The sequence below is a fragment of the Bacillus sp. FSL K6-0069 genome, from assembly GCF_038007785.1.
GTDB lineage: Bacteria > Bacillota > Bacilli > Bacillales > Bacillaceae_G > Bacillus_A > Bacillus_A mobilis.
On sequence record NZ_JBBOXN010000001.1, the window covers coordinates 342,672 to 357,914 of the forward strand.

The following is a 15,243-nucleotide window of genomic DNA, read 5'->3' on the forward strand; positions in this document are numbered from 1 at the left end:
ATATGTCAAAAGAGATAGCAAAACAACGTATAGAAGAACTGCGTGATTTGTTAAATACATTTAACTATCAGTATCACGTATTAGACAATCCTTCTGTTTCTGATGCGGAGTATGACCGTAATATGCAGGAGCTTATAAAATTAGAAGCAGAGAATCCAGAGTTTATGAGTGAGGACTCTCCCTCCATTCGCGTTGGGGGAACTGTTCTTGATATATTTGAAAAAGTAACACATAAATCACCGATGTTAAGTTTAGGAAATGCATTTAACGAAGGAGATTTACGTGATTTCGACCGACGAGTACGCCAAGGAATTGATGATGCGAATGTAAGATATATATGCGAATTAAAAATTGACGGACTTGCTGTTTCACTTCATTATGAAAAAGGACGCTTTATTCAAGGGGCAACACGTGGTGATGGTGTAACAGGTGAAGATATTACCCAAAATTTAAAAACGATTAAAGCGATCCCGCTCCGTTTAAATGAAGAAGTAACGTTAGAAGCACGAGGCGAAGCTTATATGCCGAAGCGTTCATTCGTTAAGTTAAATGAAGAAAAAGAACAAAATGGTGAAGATGTATTTGCGAATCCGCGTAATGCGGCGGCAGGTTCAATACGCCAACTGGATCCAAAAATTGCAGCGAAGCGTAACTTATCTATGTTTGTGTACGGTCTTGCGAATGTAGAAGAAAAAACAATTCCATCACATAGTGAATCGCTTGATTTCTTAGGTGAACTTGGATTCAAAACAAATCCAAATCGTCGTACATGTGAAACAATCGAAGAAGTTATAGCTTATGTAGAAGAATGGCAAGAAAAACGCCCGCATCTTGATTATGAGATTGATGGAATCGTTATAAAAGTAGATGATGTTGCTCTTCAAGAAAGTTTAGGAACTACAGCAAAGAGTCCAAGGTGGGCAATTGCTTATAAATTCCCGGCTGAAGAAGTTGTAACAAGATTAACAGGTATTGAATTAAGTGTTGGTCGCACAGGGGTTGTAACACCGACAGCAGAGCTAGAGCCAGTGCGAGTGGCTGGTACGATCGTTCGTCGTGCTTCTTTACATAACGAAGATTTAATTCGTGAAAAGGACATTCGAATTGGTGACTATGTGGTAGTGAAGAAGGCCGGAGATATTATTCCTGAAGTTGTGAACGTTATTTTCGATAAGCGTACTGGTGAGGAAGAAGAATACCATATGCCAACGCATTGCCCAGCATGTGAAAGTGAACTAGTTCGTTTAGAAGAAGAAGTAGCACTTCGTTGTATAAATCCAACTTGTCCAGCTCAAATTCGAGAAGGGTTAATTCATTTTGTTTCAAGAAATGCAATGAATATTGATGGACTTGGAGAACGTGTCATTACACAACTCTTTGATGCGGATTATATTCGTACATTTGCTGATTTATATTCGTTGACGAAAGAGCAATTATTGCAGTTAGAACGATTCGGTGAAAAATCAGCAACGAATTTAGTGCAAGCAATTGAGAATTCTAAAGAAAACTCATTAGAGCGATTACTATTCGGTCTTGGTATTCGCCATGTCGGAGCAAAAGCAGCACGTACATTTGCAGAGCATTTTGAAACGATGGATGCACTTGTGAAAGCAACGGAAGAAGAGCTAAAAGCAATTAACGAGATTGGTGAAAAAATGGCTCAATCCGTCGTGACGTATTTTGATAATGAAGACGTATTAGAGCTATTACAACAATTTAAAGAGTATGGCGTGAATATGGCATACAAAGGTATAAAAATTGCTGATTTACAAAATGTTGAGTCGTACTTCGCAGGAAAAACTGTCGTTTTAACAGGGAAATTAGAAGTTATGGGACGTAGTGAAGCGAAGAAGAAGATTGAGGCATTAGGTGGAAAAGTAACAGGAAGTGTTAGTAAAAGTACGGATTTAGTTGTTGCAGGTGAAGCAGCGGGTTCGAAATTAGCACAAGCAGAGAAGCATAATGTTGAGGTTTGGAATGAAGAGAGGTTCTTACAAGAGCTAAATAAGTAAGAGGTGCAAACTTACCATGAAAAAAATAGCATTAGCGGTATTAAGCCTTGGTCTACTTGTAAGTGGATGTAGTGCAGGTGCCGATAAAGATGAAAAAGTGGTTGAGAAATCGGGGAAAGCAAAAGAACAAGCAATCGTTCCGAAGTACTCTATTTCGGATGAATATTATAAGACGACTATTCCATTTGACGCAGGAGCTGCACGTGGTTTAGTTGTACAAGGAGTAAGTAATCGTCTTGATATAGATGAATTTGAAACAGGATTAATGCGTATTGCAAAAGAATCCTTTAGTACGAAAGATCATTTCTTTAAAGGTGGAAGTGCTCTAGATACTCAAAATGTGCAGATGCTTGTTAAAAGAAAGCGTACAGATGCTGAACAAAAGGAACTAGAGGACAAGTTAAAAAAAGATGCCGTTAAATTTCCTAACATTGGGTTAAACCCAGCGTTAGGTGGAGGATCAGAATCATTAGAGGAAAAAAATAAAAAAAATCCAATATATATTTCAAATATTTTAGAGCATGATTATTATGTGAAAAAAGGTGAAACAGATGAACTCCAAGGTATTGTAGTTGGTTTAGCAATGAATTCGGTTCACTATTACGAGGAAGAGCATGGTTATCCGCGTGAAACTAAAATCGAGCAAGAAAAAATGTTAGCCGAAGGGAAAAAAATGGCGCAAGAAGTCTTGAAATTTATGCATGAAAAAAAACCTGACACAAAAAATGTTCCGATAACGTTTGCGATGTATCGTCAGGCTCCAAAGTCTTCGCTCGTACCAGGTAACTTTGTCTCTTATGCGAATGTAGAAAAAGGTAGTGAAAAGGTTGAGGATTGGAAACAAATTAATGAGAAGTATTATTTGTTCCCATCTGAACAAGCGAAAACAGATAATAAACGTGAAGATCTTGCGAGAGTATCGAACTTTAAAGCGAAACTAAGCGATTATTTCCAGGGCGACTATACAGCTGTTATCGGTACTGGTATGTATAGAGACGATGAATTAAGGGAAATAAAGCTTGATATTCCGGTCCAGTTTAATGGGAAAGCAGAAATAATTGGCTTTACACAATATGTAGCTGGGCTTGTGACAGAATACTTCCCGAATTATATGAAAGTACAAGTAACGATTAAATCTGTAGAACGCCCAGAAGCGATTATTATACGTGAAGCGAAGCAAGATGAACCATTTGTGAAAATTTTAGATTAAATAGGAGGGCCGTTCCTTTATGGAACGGCTTTTTTTCTTGAATAATTTTGTTATAATTTAAAATGTTATAAATAATGGGGGTAAGGGGTAAGCACATGGAAGAATTAAGTTTTCAAGTCATTATTTTATTAATTGCATTCGGCTTTTTAGCAGCTTTTATTGATTCAGTTGTTGGCGGTGGAGGATTAATTTCACTTCCTGCACTTATGTTTGTTGGTTTACCACCAGCTTCGGCAATTGCAACAAATAAATTAGCGGCAACGATGGGGACGTTTACGAGTGCAATTTATTTTATTCGATCAGGAAAGGTCGATTTTAAAATTGTAGGAAAGTTAATCCCGTTAACTATTATAGGGGCGGTCTCAGGTGCTTTAGTAGTAAAGTTTATTCCGCCGGATATTTTACGTCCGTTAGTGCTTGTGATGTTGGTGTTTATTGCTATTTATATTATTGCAAAAAAGGATTGGGGAAGTGTATCTACCTATAAGAAGATGACGAAAAGAAAAACATTAATATTTTTCTTTGTTATTTTAATGATAGGGTTTTACGACGGATTTTTTGGACCAGGGACAGGATCCTTTTTAATTTTTGCATTTTTATTAATTGGTTTGGATTTTATTCAAGCGGCAGCATCTGGAAAACTTTTGAACTTTGTTAGTAACATCGTATCTTTAATTACTTTTTTATTTTTAGACGTAATTCATTTTGAATACGGTATTATTATGGGATTGTCGATGATTTTTGGCGCTTATTTTGGATCGAAGTTTGCAGTCCAAAAAGGTGTTGGATATGTGAGAACTTTATTTTTATTAGTAACTATTTTATTGATTGGAAAAAACATTTTGGAATATACTCATATTTTGTAGAGTTATACGTATGTATAACTCTATTTTTTTATTATATTTTAAAAATTAATTAATTTTTAAAATATAAGTCTAGGAATATTTGAATAAATCTAAATTATCGTGTAGAATAATGTTGTAAAATGTAAACGTTTTTCTAAGGGGAGGCTAAAAAAATGGTAGTAGCATACAAACATGAGCCATTTACAGATTTTTCAGTGGAGGCTAACAAATTAGCGTTTGAAGAAGGTTTAAAGAAAGTAGAATCTTATCTTGGACAAGACTATCCATTAATTATTGGGGGAGAAAAAATCACTACAGAAGACAAAATTGTTTCTGTAAACCCTGCAAATAAAGAGGAACTTGTTGGTCGCGTTTCAAAAGCAAGCCGTGAGTTAGCTGAAAAAGCAATGCAAGTAGCGGATGAAACATTCCAAACTTGGAGAAAATCAAAGCCAGAAATGCGTGCAGACATTTTATTCCGCGCTGCAGCAATCGTTCGTCGCAGAAAGCATGAATTCTCTGCTATTCTTGTAAAAGAAGCAGGTAAACCATGGAATGAGGCAGATGCTGATACAGCAGAAGCAATCGACTTTATGGAATATTATGGTCGTCAAATGTTAAAATTAAAAGACGGTATTCCAGTAGAAAGCCGTCCAATTGAATATAATCGTTTCTCTTACATTCCATTAGGAGTAGGTGTTATTATTTCTCCTTGGAACTTCCCATTCGCAATTATGGCAGGTATGACAACAGCTGCTTTAGTTTCTGGTAACACAGTATTACTAAAACCAGCTAGTACAACTCCTGTAGTAGCAGCGAAATTCATGGAAGTATTAGAAGAAGCCGGCTTACCAGCTGGCGTAGTAAACTTCGTTCCAGGTAATGGTTCTGAAGTTGGTGACTACTTAGTAGATCACCCTCGTACACGTTTCGTGAGCTTCACTGGATCTCGTGATGTAGGTATCCGTATTTATGAGCGTGCAGCGAAAGTAAACCCAGGCCAAATTTGGTTAAAACGCGTTATCGCTGAAATGGGTGGTAAAGATACAATCGTTGTTGATAAAGAAGCAGATCTTGAATTAGCAGCTAAATCTATCGTTGCATCAGCATTCGGATTCTCAGGACAAAAATGTTCTGCATGTTCTCGTGCAGTAATCCATGAAGATGTATACGATCACGTATTAAATCGTGCTGTTGAATTAACGAAAGAATTAACAGTTGCTAACCCAGCTGTATTAGGTACAAACATGGGTCCTGTTAATGACCAAGCTGCATTCGATAAAGTAATGAGCTATGTTGCAATTGGTAAAGAAGAAGGTAGAATCTTAGCAGGTGGCGAAGGAGACGATTCTAAAGGCTGGTTCATCCAACCAACAATCGTTGCTGACGTTGCAGAAGATGCTCGCTTAATGAAAGAAGAAATCTTCGGACCAGTAGTAGCATTCTGTAAAGCAAAAGACTTTGATCATGCACTAGCAATTGCAAACAATACAGAATACGGTTTAACAGGTGCTGTTGTTACTAATAACCGTGACCATATTGAAAAAGCACGTGAAGAATTCCATGTGGGTAACTTATACTTTAACCGTGGATGTACTGGTGCAATCGTAGGTTACCAACCATTCGGTGGCTTTAACATGTCTGGTACAGACTCTAAAGCTGGTGGCCCTGACTACTTAGCGCTTCACATGCAAGCAAAAACTACTTCTGAAACTTTATAAGAAATAGTAGGAGAGATCTTCGCAGTATGCGAAGATCTCTTTTTTTTTTGAAAAACTTGCTATATGTGGATTAAGATAGATATCAGTAGAAAAACTAATGAAGTAATAAGGTTTACTTCAGTAAATAAGATATATTATATTTGTTGGATAGATTCTCTTTAAAGATAAGAAAAGTAGGTGAACAAAGTGGGAAAATATCAATTGGATTACAAGAGTCAGGTAGCTGTGGCAAAGTTTCATGAAAAACAGACGCCTGCCAAATTTGATAAAAAGCAACAAATTGAAAAATTGCGTGCGGAGTATTTGAAAAAGAAGCAAAAACAAACAGATAAATAATATGTTACGTTTTTGATAGGAGAAACTAGTTCTAATTACCATATATTACCGTTTGGTGATTAGAACTAGCTAAACCCTATTAATATCAGGATAAACATGTAAATAGAAACAAAACAACGAGAAAAATTGACTTATTAGTCATATTTTTTAGTATTCATTTTAAGGATTTCCTGTATAATACAATTTGAAAGAAAATCTATGGTTTGACAAGAAACACTCTTTTCGGTTTTGCTCACTGAAGGGAGTGTTTTTTTGTAGCCAAAAACTCCTCTGTACTCACTACATTTGCATAGACTCCATTTAAACTAGCTAAAATTGTGTTATGAATATAAACGGCTGGTATTGTAGCATTCTTAAAAGAAAGATCTTTTGTCGCACAAGCATCATGTATAACGGTACATGGAAAGCCGAAATCAAAAGCAGCCCTTACGGTAGCGTCAATACACATATGAGTCATCATCCCGCATATGACGATGTGCTCAATATTTAAACGTTGTAATTGTTCTAGAAGATCGGTTTCGCGAAAACTATTTGGATAATGTTTGAGTATAACGGTTTCTTCTCTAAGTGGGCGTACGCTTTCATGAATATGTACACCTTCTGTATTGGGTAGGAAAAAAGTAGCGTCATCTTTAATTGCTACATGTTGGATATGAAAAATAGGTTCGTTTTTCGTTCTAAAGAATTGTAGTAGCTGACTAGCGTATTCGCTGGCTTCTACTGGATTACGCAACTCCATCTTTCCGTGCGGAAAATAATCATTTTGAATATCAACGAGTAAAAGAGCTGTTTTCATATATTTATCTTCCTCCGATTTCATATTCAAATAATGGTATTCAATTTATCCGACATTAACGGGCAGTAAAACTCCCACCTCAAAATTCGGCTGGAGCAAAGAAGTTAGGTGGGAGATCAACTGTCCGTAAATGTCCGATTGGTGAGGGCTGATAATCAGTGGGGGATGAACAAAACCCCCACTGATTATAGTTTCACTTTATAGAGAGAATTCTCCTTTTAAAAAAATATGAAGGAAAAGAATTTTACATAACTTTAAAAATCACTATTGTAGTGTGATTTTTTTATTTGAAAATTTTAATAGAATAATAATTAATATTTTTCTAAAAAATGTATTGACTCTTATTATTCTGAGTTCTATAATGAGAATTAATTAAACGACAATTAAATCGATACATTCTTATCCAGAGAGGTGGAGGGACTGGCCCTACGATACCTCAGCAACGGGTTTTTTAATACCGTGCTAACTCCAGCAAGCCTATAAAAGGCTTGGAAGATGAGAAGATGTGACCGAGTACATATAAGTGCTCTCCTTCTTATCTTTATGGTTGATAAGAAGGAGAGCACTTTTTATTTTACCTCGAAAGCTCTACTTCAAGTTTTTACAGCATATAGGAGGGAAGAAAATGATTTCTTTTAACAACGTAAGTAAAGTATATGAATCAGGTGGGCAATCTGTTCATGCAGTGGAAGACGTAACATTATCAGTTGAGAAGGGCGAAATTTTTGGCATTATCGGTTTTAGTGGCGCTGGAAAGAGTACGTTGTTACGCTTAGTAAATATGCTAGAGAGACCGACGGCAGGAACGATTTCAATAGATGATAAAGATATTACATTACTATCGACGAAAGAATTACGGAAGCTAAGACAAAGAATCGGGATGATTTTTCAAAGTTTTAATTTATTTAATTCAAGAACAGTGTTTGGGAATATTGCTTATCCATTAAAATTAGCGAAAGTACCAAAGAATGAGATAAAAGAAAGAGTAAATGAACTGCTGAAGTTTGTAGGGTTAGAAGATAAAGTAAACTATTATCCAGAGCAACTATCAGGCGGTCAAAAGCAACGTGTTGGTATTGCTAGGGCACTTGCCACATCGCCAGATATTCTTATATGTGATGAGGCAACATCAGCTCTAGATCCAGAAACAACGACAGAGATATTAAACTTATTAAAGAAGGTAAATCGAGAATATAATGTAACAATTCTTCTTATTACACATGAAATGCACGTTGTGAAAGAAATTTGTCACCGTGTAGCTGTAATGGAGAAGGGGAGAGTTATTGAAGAAGGAAAACTGTTTGACGTTTTCACACAACCCAAAACAAAGACGACTCAAAACTTTGTACGTTCTATTATCAATGATCATTTACCAGAAAGTGTTCTAGCGAAAATTCAAAATGGAGGACAGATTTATCGCTTAACATTTACTGGTGAGGAGACAGGGCAACCAGTACTATCATATATCGCAAAAAACTATAACGTCGATGTAAACGTGCTTTACGGAAATATTATTGAACTTCAAAATGTGCTATTTGGAAACCTTCTTGTAGAACTGCAAGGTGAGCAAAAAGAAATCCAAAAAGCATTACAACATCTAAGACTGCAAGTGCAGCTGAAGGAGGTAGAAGCTCATGCGAGTTGATTGGAGTATATTTTGGCCCCGCATAGTAGAGGCGACGGGGGATACCCTCTTAATGGTAATCGTAACCCTTATATTCGCTACAATTCTTGGTATACCTCTAGGTTTACTGTTGTATGTAACGAGAAAAGGAAACTTTTTAGAAAATAAATGGGTCTTTTCTATTCTTAATATCATTATTAATACAATTCGCCCGGTTCCGTTCATTATCTTCTTAGTAGCTTTAAGTCCACTAACAAGAAGCGTTATTGGAACGACGATTGGAACAGCAGCAGCGATTTTCCCAATGACGTTAGTTGCATCAATCGGTATTGCGAGAATGGTTGAAACAAATCTTGTTTCAGTTCCAAAGGGAGTCATTGAAGCAGCGCAAGCAATGGGTGCTTCACCAATTAGAATTGTTTTTGAAATTCTTGTACCAGAAGCGTTAGCACCATTGATTTTAGGAGTTACATTTATGACAGTTGGTTTAATTGAATTTTCTGCAGTTGCTGGGCTTGTCGGTGGTGGTGGCCTTGGTGACTTAGCGATGACATATGGTTATCTACGCTTTGATACATCAGTTATGTTCGTAACGGTCGTTTTACTTATTATTCTTGTACAGGTAGCTCAAAATTTAGGAAACTACTTTGCGAAAGTCTTTTTACGCAGATCATAAAAGGGAAGAGGGGAAAAGAAAATGAAGAAAATTTTAGCATTTGCATTATCAGCAATTGTAGGAATTTCAGCATTAAGCGGCTGCACAAGTGGGGACACGGGGGCAGGAGCGAAAGAGAAAACAGTTCGCGTAGGTGTAACCGGAACAGATGGAGACGCTTGGGAAATTTTAAAGAAAAAAGCTGAAAAAGAAGGAATTAAAATTAAACTGGTTGAGTTTTCTGATTACACAACGCCAAATAAAGCGTTAGCTGATGGAGATATTGAACTAAACTCATTCCAGCATATTGCTTTCTTAGAGCAATTTAAGAAGGAGCATAAGCTAGATATTACAGCTGTTGGTACAACGCAAATTGCGCCAATGGGCTTATACTCTGAAAAATATAAGAAAGCAAGCGAAATCCCAGATGGCTCAGAAATTGCGATTCCAAATGATCCAACGAACCAAGCGCGTGCATTAAAACTTCTTGATGCAGCTGGATTAGTAAAGCTTAAGAAAGACTTTGGCTTATTCGGAGATCCAAGCGGAATTGCTGAAAATCCGAAGAAGTTAAAAATTACACCGGTTATCGCACAGCAAACACCTCGTGTATTAAAAGATGTTGCAGCTTCAGTTATTAATAACGGTGTTGCTGGTCAAGCTGGATTAGATCCAGCGAAGGATCCAATCTTCTTAGAAGATCCAAAGAATGAAAATGCGAAGCCATATATTAATATTTTTGCAGCTCGTACGAAAGATAAAGATGATCCAACACTGAAAAAAGTAATTGAACTCTATCATTCAAAAGAAGTAACAGATGCAATTAAGAAAGAAACAAATGATGGTTCCATTTCAGTAGATCTTTCACTTGAGGAGCTTGAAAAAATCGTAAAATAATTATCGGGTTTAACGATTAACAGTAGGAACCCCTCCGCTGTTAGCTCGTTCAACATATAATCTACTTAACAAACAAAACCCTAATTCTGTACCTTCCAATTTTGTATAACGTAGAATCCAATGTTTGTTAAGTAGAGTGATGGACCAGGAGTTTTCCTGGTCTTTTTTTATGAATGAAAGTAGCTAGCGAATAATAAAGTAATCCAAATTATAAAAGGATAAGAAAATAAGCTGCAAATGAGTGTAATTATGAATTGTTTTTTATGAATGAGGTGTTTTTCGAATGAAAAAAAGAAAATAGAAAAGATCATAATGAAAACTGCTGATATTACGCCAGGATTATAGGAATGATAAATGAAGAACAAAATAATATGTTGAATAGAGTTGAAGAATATCGCCCCTTGTATAAAAATAATCCAGTATATAGAAGACAAAAAGTTTAGTTGATATAGAAATACGATAAGTAAGACAAAGATTGTTAATGCGGAAACGGCAATGAAAAATTGTTGGCTTGTTATAAAATGAATGGAAAATTGATTAGCAAGATATTGAGGCATTTGGAAAGATTCTTCAAGGTTATGAATGAAAAATAACAAGGGAATAATCCAAAGCATAATAGTGGAATGTTTTTTCAACAACTTATATCACTCCAATATGGGATAGAAAGCCTAGAAAGGCCCTCTATCCAGAGATGTTCATTCAATTATGATACTTTTTAAATTATCTTCGTGATCCTCTCGTTCTTTCGGATAAGCAGCTAGCTCCTCTTGTAAAATGTTTAGCATTTGCTTAGCTGATTGCTGGATTGGTGCAGGTAACTCTTCTAATATATTCATACCGACTTTTATTTTTGCATGAATTACCTTTCTTAGTAATTCCTCACGCATGCACTACACCTCCAAATCGAATGTTTAGTACATCATCTTCGAATTTTGCTCCTTGAATAGAAAGGTGTGTTAACGTTTTGGGTAATGTGATGTTTCGTTTAACAGAACCAGCACGAATGATAAGCTCGTCACCTTTTTGATTTAATGCAAGTTCACTTTTGTTAGAGAAGGGAATGGACAGAACGAAAATATACTCATCGCCATCTTTTTTTACATATTGAGTGCGACCGTTAAATTTCACTTTCGTAGGAGAAGAATCTGATTTAAATAAAGCATCTCCTACACGCTCTAACATAGACAAACCAACAACTTCTTGTTCAAACATAGGAGCTTCGTAAATAGGAAGTGGATCGAAACTATTTTGAATTAATGTTTTATATTTCTTTTGCGTATCTTTCCATGCTTGAAAATAAGGATCGGTGACAGTGTTAGGGATGACGCGGTTAATCATAATCGCATCTACGTTATAATCGTATAAATTTAAATACGTAAAGCTACGCTGAGCCTCTTTAATGACCATTTTTTCGGGATTTACAACGATGCGGATACTTGTTACGTCTCGGTTTGATAAAATATCTCTCATTTCTCCAAGCTGTTCAAGTGTATTTGTTAATTCGTCCATAATATCATCGGTTGGAAGGGGGACACCAAGAAGTGGTTGAGCTACAGGGCGAACAACTTTTAAAACTTTTCTTTTAATAGGAAAGAGTTTTTCCATCCACCAGCCAAGCATGTCTGGAAAGCTGAGCATTGCTAATGTTTCTCCTGTTGGAGCACAATCAATGATAATAACATCATATGTGTTTCGTTTATAATAATCGAGTACGCGGAGTAAGCTAATTAAATCTTCCATACCAGGAAACATCGTTAACTCTTCTGTTGTAATATCGTCAGCTGCTTTGGAAGTGAAGAGTAGTGTAATATATTTCTGTAATTTTCCCCAGCCTTTTTCCATCTCATAAATCGTATTAATTTCTTGTGCCCACAAATTTTCACGAATTTCTAGTGGCTCAGAAGATAACTTTATACCAAATGAATCTCCTAAACTATGGGCTGGGTCTGTGCTCATTACTAATGTTTTTAATCCTTGTTTTGCGCTTTGAAGTGCTGTTGCTGCTGAAATGCTAGTTTTTCCTACGCCGCCTTTACCTGTATACAAAATAATTCTCATTATTCTATCCCCTTTATTTCGAGTGTCGGATATTACGAGTTACGAAATATTTTTTTGAATAAAAACCCTAGTAGGGTTTTATTCAATCGGAATGTTTTTCATTTTAGGTGTAGAAACCTTTTCTTCTGTTTTTTGCTGTGACGTAGCAATGTGGTTCATAATCTTTTGGAAGATTTGTAGTAAGAATGCTTTTTCTTCTTCTGATAATGCTTCTGTCACTAGGTTAAAGTAATGGGCTGCATTTTGTTTTACTTCTTGAACGAGCATTACACCGTCTTCTGTTAAACGAATTAATACAATGCGTCGGTCGTTTTCATCACGGTACCTTTCAATATATCCCTTTTTTACGAGGCGATTTACAACACCTGTCGTTGTACTCATCGGTATATCGAGAAGGTCAGCGATTTTTGTCATTGTAATATCTGTATTTCGTTCCATCCAAAGTAAACAAAATACTTCTGTCTTAGAAAGTGTTAAATCTAGGCTTACCCATTCCTCAGGATAGAAAAGTTTCTTGGCGTTATCTAGCAGTAAGTCTAAAAAATGTTCGTATTGCAACAATTAATTCCACTCCCGTATATTTCGAGGTTCGTAATATTTGTTTTTATTTTATGTAGAATTGAAATAAATGTCAATGTTTTTAACTGTTTTTTCAGATTAGACAGAAAACTAACTTTAAAATAGTATTATTTTATGATAGATTTATAAATATAAAACTAGAATTTACATAAAGTGAAACTTTAATCAGTGGGGGTTTTCTTCATCCCCACTGATTATTAGTTGAACCAATCGGACTTTTATGGGCAGTTGATCCCCCACCTAACTTCTTTGCTTTCGCTGAATTTTGTGGTGGGGGTCTTACTGCCCATTAAAGTGGGATAAAAATCCATCATGGTAAATATACTTATCTATAATGGATGTACAGCTAACGAGGGGGAGAACGATGAGAAGACGTAATACGCAAGCGTTCACGTTTTTAGCATGGACTTCATTTGTTTGCGCGCTTTCAGGTATGCTAATTGGAATTTATACGTTAGATGAAACGCTTAGTGTAAAAGGATATTATTTAATTGGAACATTATTTTTAACGATGTCTTGTTTTGTATTACAAAAAACAATTCGTGATAATGAAGAAGATAACGAGAGATTTCCGAAAAATAAACCGTTAGATAAAGAGTAAATCGTAAAGAAAGGCATTCGCCTTTCTTTTTTTATGTAAAAATGCAGTAAGTGCCGTGTGTTGACTTGCTTGAAGTACTGAAAATTTGGTATCATCAATAGTATTGTAGATTGAACGATATATTATGGAGGTGGCCTAGCCGTGTCAAGAATTTCCGTTGAGAATGTAAAGCACGTAGCACATTTAGCACGTCTTGCAATTACTGATCAAGAAGCTGAAAAATTTCAAAAACAACTAGATGCAATTGTTACATTTGCAGAACAGTTAAATGAATTAGATACAACTGATGTAAAACCAACAACTCATGTATTAACTATGAAAAATGTTATGCGTGAAGATGTACCAGAAAAAGGTTTACCAGTCGAAGAAGTATTAAAAAATGCACCGGATCACAAAGATAATCAAATCCGTGTTCCAGCAGTATTAGAATAGAGGAGGGGAATTTCGATGTCATTATTTGATCATTCCGTATCAGAGTTACATAAGAAGTTAAACAACAAAGAAATTTCCGTTACGGATTTAGTAGAAGAATCTTACAAACGTATTGCGGATGTTGAAGATAACGTAAAAGCTTTTCTTACATTAGATGAAGAAAACGCACGCGCGAAAGCGAAAGAATTAGACGCGAAAATTGGTGCTGAAGATAATGGTTTATTATTCGGTATGCCAATTGGTGTGAAAGATAACATTGTAACTAACGGTCTTCGTACTACTTGTGCGAGCAAAATGTTAGCAAACTTTGATCCAATTTATGATGCAACAGTTGTGCAAAAGCTAAAAGCTGCTGACACAGTTACAATCGGTAAATTAAATATGGACGAGTTTGCAATGGGTTCTTCAAATGAAAACTCAGGTTTCTACGCTACGAAAAATCCATGGAACTTAGATTACGTTCCAGGCGGATCTAGTGGTGGTTCTGCGGCAGCTGTAGCAGCAGGAGAAGTATTATTCTCTCTAGGTTCTGATACGGGTGGTTCTATCCGTCAGCCAGCTGCATATTGCGGCGTTGTAGGTCTAAAACCAACTTATGGACGTGTATCTCGTTACGGATTAGTTGCATTCGCATCTTCACTTGACCAAATCGGACCGATTACACGTACAGTAGAAGATAATGCATACTTATTACAAGCTATTTCAGGTATTGACCGTATGGATGCAACTTCTGCAAACGTTGAAGTAGGAAACTACTTAGCTGGTTTAACAGGCGACGTTAAAGGTTTACGTATTGCTGTACCGAAAGAATACTTAGGAGAAGGTGTTGGCGAAGAAGCTCGTGAGTCAGTACTAGCTGCTTTAAAAGTATTAGAAGGTATGGGCGCAACTTGGGAGGAAGTATCTCTTCCACACTCTAAATACGCTCTAGCAACGTATTACTTATTATCTTCTTCTGAAGCATCTGCTAACCTTTCACGCTTTGATGGCGTACGTTACGGTGTTCGTTCTGATAATGTAAATAATTTATTAGACCTTTACAAAAACACACGTAGCGAAGGTTTCGGTGATGAAGTAAAACGTCGTATTATGCTTGGTACATTTGCACTTAGCTCTGGTTACTATGATGCATATTACAAAAAGGCACAACAAGTACGTACATTAATTAAAAACGACTTTGAAAATGTATTTGCTAACTACGATGTTATTATTGGACCAACAACGCCAACTCCGGCATTTAAAGTGGGCGAAAAAGTTGATGATCCAATGACAATGTATGCAAACGACATTTTAACAATCCCAGTAAACTTAGCGGGTGTTCCAGCGATTTCTGTTCCATGTGGATTTGGTGCTAACAACATGCCACTTGGTCTACAAATCATTGGTAAACACTTCGATGAAGCGACAATTTACCGCGTTGCACATGCGTTTGAGCAAGCAACAGACTATCATACAAAAAAAGCAAGTCTGTAAGGAG

At 36.3% G+C, this 15,243-nt stretch carries 16 protein-coding genes and 1 riboswitch; of the genes, 11 read left to right on the forward strand and 5 right to left on the reverse strand.

Going from position 1 to position 15,243, the window contains the following annotated elements; translation table 11 throughout:
• Positions 1–2 precede the first annotated feature (2 nt).
• From ligA to MHB74_RS01845, 5 genes are all read left to right on the forward strand, one after another.
• Positions 3–2,012, forward strand: coding sequence for an NAD-dependent DNA ligase LigA (gene ligA / locus MHB74_RS01825; RefSeq protein WP_000031462.1), 2,010 nt, complete (start codon positions 3–5; stop codon positions 2,010–2,012).
• A gap of 16 nt (positions 2,013–2,028) precedes the next feature.
• Complete coding sequence (locus MHB74_RS01830) at positions 2,029–3,222, forward strand: CamS family sex pheromone protein (RefSeq protein ID WP_061679438.1); 1,194 nt, start codon at positions 2,029–2,031, stop codon at positions 3,220–3,222.
• A gap of 95 nt (positions 3,223–3,317) precedes the next feature.
• Positions 3,318–4,088 (forward strand): TSUP family transporter, encoded by a 771-nt coding sequence (locus MHB74_RS01835; protein ID WP_061679437.1) that lies wholly within the window; start codon positions 3,318–3,320, stop codon positions 4,086–4,088.
• Positions 4,089–4,240: 152 nt separating this feature from the next.
• Positions 4,241–5,788, forward strand: coding sequence for an L-glutamate gamma-semialdehyde dehydrogenase (gene pruA / locus MHB74_RS01840; RefSeq protein WP_000259556.1), 1,548 nt, complete (start codon positions 4,241–4,243; stop codon positions 5,786–5,788).
• 186 nt (positions 5,789–5,974) lie between these two features.
• A complete protein-coding gene (locus MHB74_RS01845; RefSeq protein ID WP_061679436.1) occupies positions 5,975–6,124 on the forward strand; it encodes a hypothetical protein in 150 nt (49 codons plus the stop codon).
• A 232-nt stretch (positions 6,125–6,356) separates the two neighbouring features.
• On the opposite strand, the gene MHB74_RS01850 is transcribed toward MHB74_RS01845, so the two are convergent.
• Entirely contained in the window at positions 6,357–6,920 is a 564-nt protein-coding gene (locus MHB74_RS01850; protein WP_061679435.1) for a cysteine hydrolase family protein, read from the reverse strand.
• 396 nt (positions 6,921–7,316) lie between these two features.
• Positions 7,317–7,422, forward strand: a riboswitch (SAM riboswitch).
• Between the two features lie 123 nt (positions 7,423–7,545).
• Here MHB74_RS01850 and MHB74_RS01855 point away from each other — a divergent pair.
• Genes MHB74_RS01855 through MHB74_RS01865 form a run of 3 tightly spaced genes read left to right on the forward strand, consistent with a single transcriptional unit; the run spans position 7,546 to position 10,096 of the window.
• On the forward strand, positions 7,546–8,565 hold the full coding sequence (locus tag MHB74_RS01855) for a methionine ABC transporter ATP-binding protein (RefSeq protein WP_061679434.1): 1,020 nt from the start codon (positions 7,546–7,548) through the stop codon (positions 8,563–8,565).
• A complete protein-coding gene (locus MHB74_RS01860) occupies positions 8,555–9,220 on the forward strand; it encodes a methionine ABC transporter permease (protein ID WP_061679433.1) in 666 nt (221 codons plus the stop codon). Before MHB74_RS01855 ends, MHB74_RS01860 begins: the two co-directional genes overlap by 11 nt.
• A 21-nt stretch (positions 9,221–9,241) precedes the next feature.
• On the forward strand, positions 9,242–10,096 hold the full coding sequence (locus MHB74_RS01865; RefSeq protein WP_061679432.1) for a MetQ/NlpA family ABC transporter substrate-binding protein: 855 nt from the start codon (positions 9,242–9,244) through the stop codon (positions 10,094–10,096).
• Between the two features lie 167 nt (positions 10,097–10,263).
• Here MHB74_RS01865 and MHB74_RS01870 read toward each other — a convergent pair whose 3' ends face one another.
• The 4 genes from MHB74_RS01870 to MHB74_RS01885 form a co-directional block, all read right to left on the reverse strand.
• Positions 10,264–10,734: an HXXEE domain-containing protein gene (locus tag MHB74_RS01870; RefSeq protein WP_081110360.1), complete on the reverse strand. Its 471-nt coding sequence runs from the start codon at positions 10,732–10,734 to the stop codon at positions 10,264–10,266.
• Between the two features lie 57 nt (positions 10,735–10,791).
• Positions 10,792–10,983: a DUF3926 domain-containing protein gene (locus MHB74_RS01875; protein ID WP_061679431.1), complete on the reverse strand. Its 192-nt coding sequence runs from the start codon at positions 10,981–10,983 to the stop codon at positions 10,792–10,794.
• Entirely contained in the window at positions 10,976–12,157 is a 1,182-nt protein-coding gene (locus MHB74_RS01880; protein WP_081110359.1) for an ArsA family ATPase, read from the reverse strand. The genes MHB74_RS01875 and MHB74_RS01880 overlap by 8 nt, the downstream gene beginning before the upstream one ends.
• A 75-nt stretch (positions 12,158–12,232) precedes the next feature.
• Positions 12,233–12,715 (reverse strand): MarR family winged helix-turn-helix transcriptional regulator, encoded by a 483-nt coding sequence (locus tag MHB74_RS01885; RefSeq protein ID WP_000942464.1) that lies wholly within the window; start codon positions 12,713–12,715, stop codon positions 12,233–12,235.
• 382 nt (positions 12,716–13,097) lie between these two features.
• On the opposite strand from MHB74_RS01885, the gene MHB74_RS01890 reads away from it, so the two are divergent.
• The 3 genes from MHB74_RS01890 (at position 13,098) to gatA (ending at position 15,239) form a co-directional block, all read left to right on the forward strand.
• The gene (locus MHB74_RS01890; RefSeq protein ID WP_001254393.1) at positions 13,098–13,334 is read left to right on the forward strand and encodes a YiaA/YiaB family inner membrane protein; all 237 of its coding nucleotides are present in this window, start codon (positions 13,098–13,100) and stop codon (positions 13,332–13,334) included.
• A 141-nt stretch (positions 13,335–13,475) separates the two neighbouring features.
• Positions 13,476–13,766 carry an Asp-tRNA(Asn)/Glu-tRNA(Gln) amidotransferase subunit GatC gene (gene gatC, locus MHB74_RS01895; RefSeq protein ID WP_000086999.1) on the forward strand — a complete coding sequence of 97 codons (291 nt, stop codon included), beginning with the start codon at positions 13,476–13,478 and terminating at the stop codon, positions 13,764–13,766.
• Between the two features lie 15 nt (positions 13,767–13,781).
• Positions 13,782–15,239, forward strand: coding sequence for an Asp-tRNA(Asn)/Glu-tRNA(Gln) amidotransferase subunit GatA (gene gatA, locus MHB74_RS01900; protein ID WP_000051449.1), 1,458 nt, complete (start codon positions 13,782–13,784; stop codon positions 15,237–15,239).
• Positions 15,240–15,243: the final 4 nt, after the last annotated feature.